The sequence below is a fragment of the Actinomadura sediminis genome (assembly GCF_042675525.1).
GTDB classification, from domain to species: domain Bacteria; phylum Actinomycetota; class Actinomycetes; order Streptosporangiales; family Streptosporangiaceae; genus Spirillospora; species Spirillospora sediminis.
On sequence record NZ_JBHTJA010000170.1, the window covers coordinates 1 to 9,654 of the forward strand.

11 protein-coding genes and 3 tRNA genes are annotated in these 9,654 nt (G+C 74.0%); 7 read left to right on the forward strand and 7 right to left on the reverse strand.

What is annotated here, in order from left to right:
- The coding region (locus ACFQ11_RS35945) for a helix-turn-helix domain-containing protein (protein ID WP_378307108.1) at positions 1-695 on the forward strand (695 nt) is incomplete at its 5' end.
- Between the two features lie 42 nt (positions 696-737).
- Here ACFQ11_RS35945 and ACFQ11_RS35950 read toward each other — a convergent pair.
- Complete coding sequence (locus ACFQ11_RS35950; RefSeq protein WP_378307110.1) at positions 738-1,562, reverse strand: MerR family transcriptional regulator; 825 nt, start codon at positions 1,560-1,562, stop codon at positions 738-740.
- 242 nt (positions 1,563-1,804) lie between these two features.
- Positions 1,805-2,059, reverse strand: a complete 255-nt coding sequence (locus ACFQ11_RS35955; protein WP_378307112.1) for a hypothetical protein — start codon at positions 2,057-2,059, stop codon at positions 1,805-1,807.
- Between the two features lie 219 nt (positions 2,060-2,278).
- Here ACFQ11_RS35955 and ACFQ11_RS35960 point away from each other — a divergent pair, with 219 nt between their 5' ends.
- Positions 2,279-2,608, forward strand: a complete 330-nt coding sequence (locus tag ACFQ11_RS35960; protein ID WP_378307114.1) for a DUF2795 domain-containing protein — start codon at positions 2,279-2,281, stop codon at positions 2,606-2,608.
- Between the two features lie 109 nt (positions 2,609-2,717).
- On the opposite strand, the gene ACFQ11_RS35965 is transcribed toward ACFQ11_RS35960, so the two are convergent.
- From ACFQ11_RS35965 to ACFQ11_RS35985, 5 genes are all read right to left on the reverse strand, one after another.
- Entirely contained in the window at positions 2,718-3,191 is a 474-nt protein-coding gene (locus tag ACFQ11_RS35965; RefSeq protein WP_378307116.1) for a YbhB/YbcL family Raf kinase inhibitor-like protein, read from the reverse strand.
- Positions 3,192-3,211: 20 nt separating this feature from the next.
- Positions 3,212-4,933 carry a cytochrome bc1 complex cytochrome b subunit gene (qcrB, locus tag ACFQ11_RS35970; RefSeq protein WP_378307118.1) on the reverse strand — a complete coding sequence of 574 codons (1,722 nt, stop codon included), beginning with the start codon at positions 4,931-4,933 and terminating at the stop codon, positions 3,212-3,214.
- An 87-nt stretch (positions 4,934-5,020) separates the two neighbouring features.
- Positions 5,021-6,121 (reverse strand): PrsW family glutamic-type intramembrane protease, encoded by a 1,101-nt coding sequence (locus tag ACFQ11_RS35975; protein ID WP_378307120.1) that lies wholly within the window; start codon positions 6,119-6,121, stop codon positions 5,021-5,023.
- Positions 6,118-6,684 (reverse strand): hypothetical protein, encoded by a 567-nt coding sequence (locus ACFQ11_RS35980; protein ID WP_378307122.1) that lies wholly within the window; start codon positions 6,682-6,684, stop codon positions 6,118-6,120. The genes ACFQ11_RS35975 and ACFQ11_RS35980 overlap by 4 nt, the downstream gene beginning before the upstream one ends.
- Positions 6,685-6,754: 70 nt before the next feature.
- Positions 6,755-7,588, reverse strand: coding sequence for a pentapeptide repeat-containing protein (locus ACFQ11_RS35985; protein WP_378307124.1), 834 nt, complete (start codon positions 7,586-7,588; stop codon positions 6,755-6,757).
- A 153-nt stretch (positions 7,589-7,741) separates the two neighbouring features.
- Here ACFQ11_RS35985 and ACFQ11_RS35990 point away from each other — a divergent pair, with 153 nt between their 5' ends.
- The 5 genes from ACFQ11_RS35990 to ACFQ11_RS36010 all read left to right on the forward strand — a co-directional run bounded on the left by ACFQ11_RS35990 (position 7,742) and on the right by ACFQ11_RS36010 (position 9,398).
- Complete coding sequence (locus tag ACFQ11_RS35990) at positions 7,742-8,560, forward strand: putative protein N(5)-glutamine methyltransferase (protein ID WP_378307126.1); 819 nt, start codon at positions 7,742-7,744, stop codon at positions 8,558-8,560.
- A 68-nt stretch (positions 8,561-8,628) separates the two neighbouring features.
- Positions 8,629-8,766 (forward strand): LPFR motif small protein, encoded by a 138-nt coding sequence (locus ACFQ11_RS35995; RefSeq protein WP_378307128.1) that lies wholly within the window; start codon positions 8,629-8,631, stop codon positions 8,764-8,766.
- 309 nt (positions 8,767-9,075) lie between these two features.
- Positions 9,076-9,149 (forward strand) — tRNA-Ala (locus ACFQ11_RS36000).
- 8 nt (positions 9,150-9,157) lie between these two features.
- Positions 9,158-9,230: transfer RNA gene (locus ACFQ11_RS36005), tRNA-Arg, on the forward strand.
- A 96-nt stretch (positions 9,231-9,326) separates the two neighbouring features.
- Positions 9,327-9,398: transfer RNA gene (locus ACFQ11_RS36010), tRNA-Lys, on the forward strand.
- The last annotated feature ends 256 nt before the right edge of the window (positions 9,399-9,654 follow it).

Below are 9,654 nucleotides of genomic sequence, written 5' to 3' on the forward strand. Positions count from 1 at the left end.
GCCGCCGCCGCGACCTGCTGGAGGCGCTGCTCGCGGACCCCGCGCCGGACCGCGGCCGCCTCGCGCGGCTCGCCCGGGACGCCCGCTGGGCGATGCCCCGGCGCGCCGCCGCCCTCGGGCTGCCGCCGGGAAAGACGGCCGGGCCGCTTCCCCCCGGCGTCCTCGACGGGACGCACCGCGCGGAGCCCTGCCTGATCGTGCCCGACGACCCGGACGCCCTCGACGCGCTGCGCCGTGGCGGGCAGACCATGGCGGTAGGGCCGGTCGTCGACGTCGCCGCGGTCCAGCGGTCGCTGGCGTGGGCCCGGCGGACCCTCGAGCTGGCGGCCCGCGGCGCCGTCCCCGGCGACGGGACGCTCATGGCGGCCGACCACGTGCCCACGCTTGTCGTCGTGCAGCACCGCGACCTCGTGGAGCACGTCGCGCGGCGCCGCCTCCGGCCGCTGCTGGAGCTGCGGCCGAGCCGCCGCCGCCCCTACGCCCTCACCCTGCAGGCCGCCCTGGAGTGCGGGTTCAACGCCTCCGCGGCCGCCGACCGGCTCGGCGTCCACCCGCAGACGGTCCGGCACCGCCTGCGCAGGCTCGACGACCTGTTCGGCGCGGTCGTCCACGACCCGGAGCTGCACGCGGAGCTGCTGATGGCGCTGCGGTTGTGGCTCGCGCTCGGGGACGAGCCGTTCGCCGAGCCCGCGTGAGCGAGCCGGCGTGAGCGAGCCCGTGTGAGCGAGCCCGCGCGGTCAACCGCGCACCGGCGGGGCCTCCGGCGGCGCGCCGTCGTGCCCGGGGGCGCCCGTGCCCATGCTCTCGATCCGCCGCGCGAACTCGGCCTGGATCTCCGCGTGCAGCGAGCGGGCCAGCAGCCCCTGCACCGACTGGACGCCGAGCGGCCGCAGCCGCCGGATGAGTTCGGCGATCTCCCGGTAGTCCTGCCGGGAGGCGGTGCGCGCGGAGCCCCGCGGACCGGCGTCGTCCAGCCCGAGGTGGTCGACCGTCAGCCGGACGAAACGGCGCGCGATGGCGTCGACGTCGCCGCGCAGTTCACCGGCGATCTCGAAGACCGCCCCCAGGCGTATCCCGGCGGCGACCAGCTCGGCGCCGACCTCGAACAGCCGGGGGCTCGGGATCTCGTACTCCTCGCCGGTCCAGCGGATGAACTCCAGCTCCTCGGCCCGCCGCAGCATGGGGAAGTCCTCGGGGCGGCGCCCGGCGAGCGCCTCCGCGGGGGTGTCCGGGTAGAAGCGGAGGACGACCTCCGGCAGCGTCATGCGGACGGGCGTCTCGTCCGACCACGGATCGTGGATGACGCGTTCCAGGCCGAGCAGGTCGCCGAGGTTGTGGCCGCGTTCCCAGGCCGACAGCATCTCCGCGATGCTCGCCAGAGTGAAGCCGCGTTCCTTGAGGCGCCCGATGAGGCCGATCCGGGCCAGGTGCGAGTCGTCGTAGTAGCCGACCCGGCCCCGCATCCGGGGCGGCGGCAGCAGGCCGCGCTCCTGGAAGCCGCGGAGGTGCCGCACCGTGGTCCCCGCGGCGCGCGCCAGGTCGTCGATCCGGTACTCGGTCATGCCCGTCGTCTCTTCGTCGCGACCGATGAACGCGCTCATCGTACCCGGCCGGGACGAGTCATATGAGAATGGTTCACGATTCTGTGCCTCATCGGCGCATGGCACATGGACCTACGGGCCACGGGCCGATGGAATGGTGACAATGGAATGGCGACGGCCCCGGGGCGGCGTCGCCGCGCCGGGGCCGTTCGAGCCGTGCGGGTCGAGGGTGCGGGTCGAGGGGTGCGGTCCGAGGGCGCCGTTCAGTCGCGGTGCCGCTTGGACTCCGGGACACCGTAGCCGGGCTTCGGGGTCGGCGAGGCGTCCTGCTGCTTGCCCTTGTGGATCTCCTCCAGCCGCTCCGCGTGCTGGTGCCGCTCCTGCTTGGGCCGCGTGTGGTCCTGCTTGGACGCACCCGTCGTCACCCGCTCGGCGCTCGGCGTCGACCCGGAGGCCCGCGCCTCCCGCGCCTTCGCGCGCCGCTGGGTCTCGTCGCCCTCCATCTTCTTGCCGGACATGCGGCGTCACCTCCGTGTGCTCGCGTCCGTCGTTCCGGTGGTCTGCGCGGACGCCCTCGAGCCGTTCGCGCAGACGCCCTGCCTACCCGGGAATCGCACGGGTCAACCGGGTGATCGAGGTCGTTTGGGCGGCCGCGTGGCGGGCAGCCCGCAGGTCTCCGTAGTCAGGGCACAGGCAGGGGCTCCGCAGCATGGGGCTCCGCAGCAGGGGGTGACGACATGCGGATCGCCGACACCGGCCGGATCGAGGAACTGCTCGGGGACCTGGCGTTCCCGGCGACCAAGGATCGGATCGTCGAGCACGTGCACGCCAGGAGCCCGCAGACGGACGCCGAGCGGGCGCTCGCCGCGCTGCCGCTCGGCACCTACGGCAGCGTCGCCGAGGTGATGCGCTCGGTCCCGGTCGAGCCCGACACCGGGCGCAGCCCGGCGGAACGGGACTACCAGCGCCGCCACCACAACAAGGCCGGTCTGGCCGAGCACATGCGCGACACCGAGCGGCCGCCCGTCGAGGACGAACTGCGCCGCGACGACGACGGCGCGCAGTGACGTCCGTCCCGCCGGGCCGCCCGCCCGCCGGGGGGACTCCCCGGAGGACGGGCGGCGGGCCCGCGCTACGTGCGCGTGTTCAGCGGGCGTGCCTTCAGCGGGCGCGTGTTCAGCGGGCGTAGGTGCCGGTCAGCGTGCCGGTCGCGACGACCTTGCCGCGCAGCGCGTCCCGCAGGTCGTCGGGCGAGAACCCGGACGTCAGCCCGGACGGCTCGTCCAGCGCCCGGAGCGTGAACACGTACCGGTGCGGCGCGCCGCCGGGCGGCGGGTGCGGGCCGCCGTATCCGTTGTCGCCGAACCCGTTGCGCCCCTTCGCGATCCGCGGGGCGTCCTCCCCGGCCGACAGGCCGTCGCGTCCGGGCTGCATGCCCGCGAGCATCCAGTGCGTGAAGGTCCCGCCGGGCGCGTCCGGATCTTCGCAGGTCAGGACGAGTTCGACCGCCGAGGTGGGCACGCCGGTCCAGTCCAGCGAGGGGGACAGGTCGCCCGCCTCATGGGAGTGGACGGCCGGGATCGGGCCGCCGTCGGCGAACTCGGGGCTGCTCAGCTTGATCTCATCCATGGTGCGGTACTGCCCGCTCATCGCGGAAGGATTCGCGCGGTTCATCCCTTCCCGAGCCGCTTCGCGAGCGACCGGCGGAGCCGGCCGATCCGGCTCCCGTCGCTCCGTTCCGCCGCGTCCTCGGGCGGCCGGCCCTCGATCTGGGCCCGCTGCCGCGGCGGCGCGCCGTCCGCCCGTCCCTGCCCGCCGCCCTGCGACACCACCTGGTAGTCGAGGTAGAAGCGGTTCGCCCGTGTCCGCGCCTGCGTGCGGACGCGTCCGGGCGTCGGCATCGGCAGGATGTGGTGCGGGTAGGCGGCCAGGAGCTCGCGGGGCTGCCGGGTCCGCAGCAGCGCGTCCCGCTCGTCCGAGGCCGGCTCGTGCCGCTCGGTGAACTCGCCCTCGGGGGTCAGCGAGATCAGCCCGCTCTCCACTCCCTCCTTGCGCTGCCGCAGATCGCGGCGCTGCAGCGACAGGCAGATCCGCCGCGTGACGACGAACGCGACGACCGGGAAGACGAAGAACCCGACGCGGAAGAACCAGGTCGTCCAGAGCAGCGGGATGTGGAACACCCACGCGATGATGTCGTTGCCGCCCGCCGCCCACAGGTTCCCGTACCAGGCGATGACGGCCGCGCCGATCGCCGTCCGGGTGGCGGCGTTGCGCGGCCGGTCCAGCAGGTGGTGGACGCGCTCGTCGCCCGTCGCCCAGCGTTCGAAGAACGGGTACAGCGCGATGAGGGTGAAGAACACCCCGGGCAGGATCACCGCGGGCGCGAGCACGTTCCAGGCGATCGTGTGCCCCCACAGGGTCGTCTCGAGCCGCGGCATGATCCGCAGCGAGCCCTCCAGGAACCCGACGTACCAGTCGGGCTGCGAGCCGAACGACACCTCGTCCGGCTCGTACGGCCCGTAGAGCCACACGGGGTTGATCTGGAAGAACGCCCCCATCAGCGCCAGGACCCCGAAGGTGAACAGGAAGTACGCCCCGCTCTGCGCGGCGAACGCCGGGAACGTCGGCTCCCCGGTGACCTTCTGCTCCCGCCGCCCCCGGCCCGGCCACTGGGTGTGCGTCTGGTGCCAGAGGATCATCAAGTGCGCGGTGATCAGCGCGAGCAGCAGGCCCGGGATCAGCAGGATGTGCACCGTGAACAGCCGGGGGATGAATTCGGCGGTGCTCGGGTACTCGCCCCCGAAGATGAACATGACCAGGTACGTCCCGACCACGGGGATCGACTGCACGATCCCCGCCATGATCCGCAGGCCGGTGCCCGACAGGAGGTCGTCCGGCAGCGAGTAGCCCGCGAACCCCTCCGCGAGCGCCAGCACGAACAGCGTCACGCCGATCAGCCAGTTGATCTCCCGGGGCTTGCGGAACGCGCCCGTGAAGAAGATGCGCAGCAGGTGGATCGCGATCGCCGCGAGGAAGATGTTCGCGGCCCAGTGGTGGATCTGCCGCATCAGCAGCCCGCCGCGGACGTCGAACGTGATGTGCAGCGTCGACGCGTACGCCTCGCTGATCTTCACGCCCTGCAGCTTCGTGTACGAGCCCTCGTAGATGATCTCCGCGCCGCTCGGCTTGAAGAACAGCGTGAGGAACACGCCGGTGATCACCAGCACGATGAACGAGTAGAGCGCGATCTCGCCGAGGAGGAAGGACCAGTGCTTCGGGAACGCCTTGGTGATGTTGCGGTTCAGGAACTCGACCGTTCCCAGCCGATCATCGACCCCCCACGTGAGGTTCTCCAGCCTTTCGGCCTTCGACCCGCCCTTCCGCTGCGCCATCTGTAGTTTCTCCCCGGCCGAGAGCGAATTCCCGACGGGCCGGTACCCGGCCGGAAGGAGGGCAAACGGCGCGCCCGCGCAAACGGTTCACCGGACGGCGCGCACCGGCCCGGGCCGCCGCCAGGACGCGTCGAGGCGCAGCCGCAGCTCCCGGATGTCGCCGCGCAGCCGCTCCGCCTCGTCCGGGTCCCGCTCGATGCCGCCGAGCCCGGCCTCGAGCAGGTCCAGCTCGGCGGCGCGGAGGCGCGCGAGCAGCAGCCGCGGCTCGCCCGGCGGCACGTCCCAGCGCTCCTTCCGCCGCCACCTGCCGTAGGTGAGCACGTGCCGTTCGCCCGGCAGCAGGACGCCCCCGGCGGTCTCCGCGTCCGCCGCCCGCCGGAAACGCGCCAGATAGCCGCGCCGCGCCAGCCGGTACGTCACGATCGCGGCGAGCAGGATCGGCAGGCCCTTGAACGGCAGCAGCTCCGCGCCCGGCAGGACGGGCGCGTCCCACCAGGCGTGCAGCACCATCGCCAGCAGCAGCGCGCCCGCCGCCGACGCCGCGTTCGTCCGGGACGCGCGGCCCAGCAGCAGGCCCAGGCCCGCGCCCGCGACGGCGGTCATCGCCCAGTGGCTCCACCAGGCGCCGCCGACGACCCGCCCCGCGAACGCGACGAACGCGGCGCCCGCGTCCTGCGTCGCCCCGGTCAGCAGGATCGTGTTCAGGACGTACAGGAAGTTCTCCGACATCTGGAAGCCCAGCCCGGCGAGCGCGCCGTAGCCCCACCCGTCCAGGGGGCCGCGCACCGCGGACGGGACGGCCAGCGCGAGGACCACGACCCCCAGCAGCTTCAGCGGCTCCTCGTTCACCGGCGCCGCGATCGTCGCGCCCCACACCGCGGCGAACTCCGGCCCGGCCGTCTGCCCGAGGACCGCCAGGAACGCCGCGTTCGCGGGCAGCGCCACCCCGAACGCGGCCAGCCCGCCCCACGCCACCGCCAGCAGCGCCGCCCCGAGCGGGCGCACCCGCACCGGATGCGTCCGCCGCAGCGCCCACACCCCGAGGACGAGCGCCGGCGCGAGCAGCGCGAACCCGGCGAGGGCGCCGGCCGGGAACGCCCGCACCAGCGCCCCCGCGGTGTCGAACGCGAGCCACCCGCCGAGCGCGCACGTCCCGGCCCACAGCCAGAACGCCGGGCGCCCCGTCACCGGTCCGCCGCGATCGTGAGGGAACGCACCATCGCCTCGATCTCACCGGCGAGCCGCCGGAACGCCTCGGGCGGCCCCGCCGCCGTCACCGTGGCGCCGACCGTCCCGGTCGTGAACACCCCGGCCAGCCCGGTGCGGCCCGGCCCGCTCAGCCGTCCCGTCAGGCCCGTCAGTCCGCCCGCCGTCGTGAACGCCGCCGGATCGGCGTGCAGCCGCGCGGCCCCGCCCGCCGCGACGATCCGGCCGAGCCCGTGCCACAGGTCGCGCGCGTCGGCCGAACCGAGCGGCAGCACCGCCCCCACGTTCACCACCACGTCGCCGCTGAGCAGCGCCGCGTTCGTGGCCAGCGCCGACCGTTCCGCGCTGAGCACCCACCGCGCGGACGGCACCGCCACCCGAACCGGCCGGACGCCCCCGCGTTCCGTCCCCACCGCCACCACCGCTCCCGCGTCCAGCGGGCGCCCGCCGCGGCCCAGCGCGGAGTCCAGCAGGGGCAGCCCGCCGCCGAGGACGGCCAGCACCGCGGCCGCGACCCCCGTGCCCCACCGATCGACCCGCCCCACGTGGCCCCCTCAACGACGTGCCCCGCGGAGATGCCCCCAGGTCAGGGGCCCAAACGGGCGGCCGGGGCGGTCACCAGTGCGCGGGCCGCCGCAGCGCCGCGGGCGTCCGCGTCGCCGCGTCGCCCCGCGCCGCGTTCAGTTGCGGCTGCGTGAGGAACAGGCACCCCGTCAAGTCGGCGCCGCGCAGGTCGGCGTCCCGCAGGTCCGCGCCGAGCAGGTCGGCCGCCCGCAGGTCCGCCCCGCGCAGGTCGGCCGCGATGAGCAGCGCGCCGCGCAGGCGGGCGCCGCGCAGGTCGGCGTTCCGGAGCCGGGCGCCCGCGAGGTCCGCGCCGCGATGGTCGCGGCCGCGACCCGGGACGCCCGCCCGCACCAGGTCACCGGTGCGCGCCAGCAGCGGCCCGACCCGTCCCCGCACCGCCGCCACGTCCGCCTCGGCGACCTCCTCGGGCGTGCCGCGCGTGAGGTCCTCGACCTCGTCCAGGACGCGGCGCAGCTCGCCGTGGACGGGCGCCGCCTCGGGCCTGGCGAGCGCCTCCGCCAGGTACCAGAGCACCTCGTGGAGGTCGCGCATGATCGGGAACACGGCGAACATGCGCCGTGCGGCCTCGTCGTCCTCCCGCCAGTCGCGCCCGCCGAAGGTGACCTGAGAGACCTTCTGCCCCGCCCCGAAGCAGTCGAAGACCGTGCAGCCCGCGAAGCCGCGGCCGCGAAGGTCCGCGTGGACGCCGCAGCGGGAGTCGGCGAGGAGGTTCGCGCACGGCCGTCCGGCGGGCTTGTCGACCGCGAAGTCGGCCGACGCCGTGAACGGCAGCGCGACGCAGCACAGGCCGTGGCACTGGGCGCAGTTCGCCCGCAGCTCCGCGTTCGTGGACAAGCGGCCTCCCGTGCTCCGACGACCCTCCATTCTGGCCCCGTTTCGCCGGTGCCCCGGCCGTCCGATACCGTGGCGCGCGTCCGTGACCACCGGAGGAGGTGAGACCCGTTTCTGTCCGATCAGTCCGGGTGCCTCCGTCCGGTCGAGCGTGACCGGGGCACCCGCAGCGTCCCGAAAGGCGCCATGCCCGTTCCTTCTTTCTCCGCGTCGTCCTTCGATTCCGTGGCGGCCCGCCTGCGCGCCGCCGGGTGCGTCTTCGCCGAGGACGAGTCGCGGATGCTCCACGCCGCCGCCCGCACTCCGCACGAGCTGGACGCCATGGTCGAGCGGCGCGCCGGCGGCCTGCCCCTCGAGCACGTCGTCGGCTGGGCCGAGTTCTGCGGCCTGCGCGTCGGCGTCGCCCCCGGCGTGTTCGTGCCGCGCCGCCGCACCGAGTTCCTCGTCCGCCGGGCCGCCGCCCTGGCCCCGCCCCGTCCCGTCGTCGTGGACCTGTGCTGCGGTTCGGGCGCGCTCGGCGCCGCCCTCGTCACCGCCCTCGCCGCCGACCTCCCCGCCGGCGTGGACGGGTACGAACTGCACGCCGCCGACGTCGAACCGGAGTCGGTGCGGTGCGCCCGCCGCAACGTCGAGCCGCTCGGCGGCCGGGTCCACGAAGGCGACCTGTTCGACGCTCTCCCCGCGGACCTGCGCGGCCGCGTCGACGTCCTGCTCTGCAACGTCCCGTACGTTCCGTCCGGCGAGGTCGCGCTGCTGCCTCCGGAGGCGCGCGACCACGAACCCCGCGTCGCCCTCGACGGCGGCGCGGACGGTCTCGCCGTCCTGCGGCGCGTGACCGCGGAGGCGTCCGGCTGGCTCGCCCCGGGCGGGCGGCTGCTGTTCGAGACGAGCGAGCGGCAGGTGCCGGGCGCGCGGGACGCGGTCGCCCGCGGCGGCCTCGCGCCGGAGGTCGCCCGCTGCGACGAGCTTTACGCCACAGTCGTCATCGGCACGAAGTCTTTTTAGCCGAATCGGTGTAACGCTCCCTGAGTGGGTAACAAGACGGTAACGGAAGACCGAAGGAGTGAGAGATCATGCGCCGCATCAGTGCAGCGCTGAACGCCGTCATCGGCACGATCATCAGCGTCGTCACGCTGCCGTTCCGGGTGCTCCAGCGCCTGCTGGCGCCGTCGCACCGCCGTTCGGCCCGGACCCGTCGCCGCGGAATCTGACGCCGGACCGGTCACCGTCGGCCGGGGAGGGGGCCCGCACCTCCTCCCCGGCCTTTTCCGTGCCCGCGGGAAAAACCGTTGCGCCCGCGGCCCGCGTCGCGCATTCTGTATTCAACGCACCGCACGTGAACGCGAAGAAGGGAGCCGCGAGATGAACGCCGACAAGCGACGTCCGCGCCCCGCCGCCGTGCGCCGAGCGGCCTCGCCGGGAGCCTCCCTGTAGAGCCGGAACGGCTCGATCGGAGGCCGCCGGGACGACATTCCCGCGGCCTTTCTCATTGCCTCCCTTTGGGTGAACCGCACCGACATGGGCCTGTAGCTCAATTTGGATGAGCGTCCGCCTTGCAAGCGGAAGGTTGCCGGTTCGAGTCCGGCCTGGTCCACGCAGCACGCCTCCATGGCTCAACGGAAAGAGCGCCGCACTACGAATGCGGAGATTCCAGGTTCGATTCCTGGTGGAGGTACGACGGGTCCTTCCGGGCCCGTGCACACCGCACAGGTCTCAATGGCCGAGAGAAGAACCGGGCTAGGTCGCCGGGTGCGGTCCGATACGAGAACACGCCGCTCTCGTTCAATGGGAAGGACACCGGGCTCTTACCCCGGGTATAGAGGTTCGAGTCCTCTGGGCGGCACCCGATGACCTTGCCGGGCCGGTGTGCGCGGCGCCGCCCTCCGGCGTGACGCGCGTCGCCTTGACGGAGGTCTTGCCGGTCACTTACTTTGGCGTCCAAATATTGATCGTCAAAGTAACGTTCGCCGCGACACGTGGAGGCACGATGGACTTCCCCGCCTACGCTCCGTCGGAGGAGCACGAGCTGCTGCGCAGCACGGTGCGCGAGCTGGCCGATGCGAAGATCGCTCCGTTCGCGGCGGAGGTGGACGAGGAGT

What these genes read in the sequence shown, in the direction of transcription:
- ACFQ11_RS35990 (WP_378307126.1), top strand. Translation starts at nt 7,742, where the DNA reads ATGCCCGTTCCTTCTTTCTCCGCGTCGTCCTTCGATTCCGTGGCGGCC.
- ACFQ11_RS35965 (WP_378307116.1), bottom strand. Translation starts at nt 3,191, where the DNA reads ATGAGCGGGCAGTACCGCACCATGGATGAGATCAAGCTGAGCAGCCCC.
- ACFQ11_RS35950 (WP_378307110.1), bottom strand. Translation starts at nt 1,562, where the DNA reads ATGACCGAGTACCGGATCGACGACCTGGCGCGCGCCGCGGGGACCACG.
- ACFQ11_RS35955 (WP_378307112.1), bottom strand. Translation starts at nt 2,059, where the DNA reads ATGTCCGGCAAGAAGATGGAGGGCGACGAGACCCAGCGGCGCGCGAAG.
- ACFQ11_RS35995 (WP_378307128.1), top strand. Translation starts at nt 8,629, where the DNA reads ATGCGCCGCATCAGTGCAGCGCTGAACGCCGTCATCGGCACGATCATC.
- ACFQ11_RS35960 (WP_378307114.1), top strand. Translation starts at nt 2,279, where the DNA reads ATGCGGATCGCCGACACCGGCCGGATCGAGGAACTGCTCGGGGACCTG.
- ACFQ11_RS35985 (WP_378307124.1), bottom strand. Translation starts at nt 7,588, where the DNA reads ATGGAGGGTCGTCGGAGCACGGGAGGCCGCTTGTCCACGAACGCGGAG.
- qcrB (WP_378307118.1), bottom strand. Translation starts at nt 4,933, where the DNA reads ATGGCGCAGCGGAAGGGCGGGTCGAAGGCCGAAAGGCTGGAGAACCTC.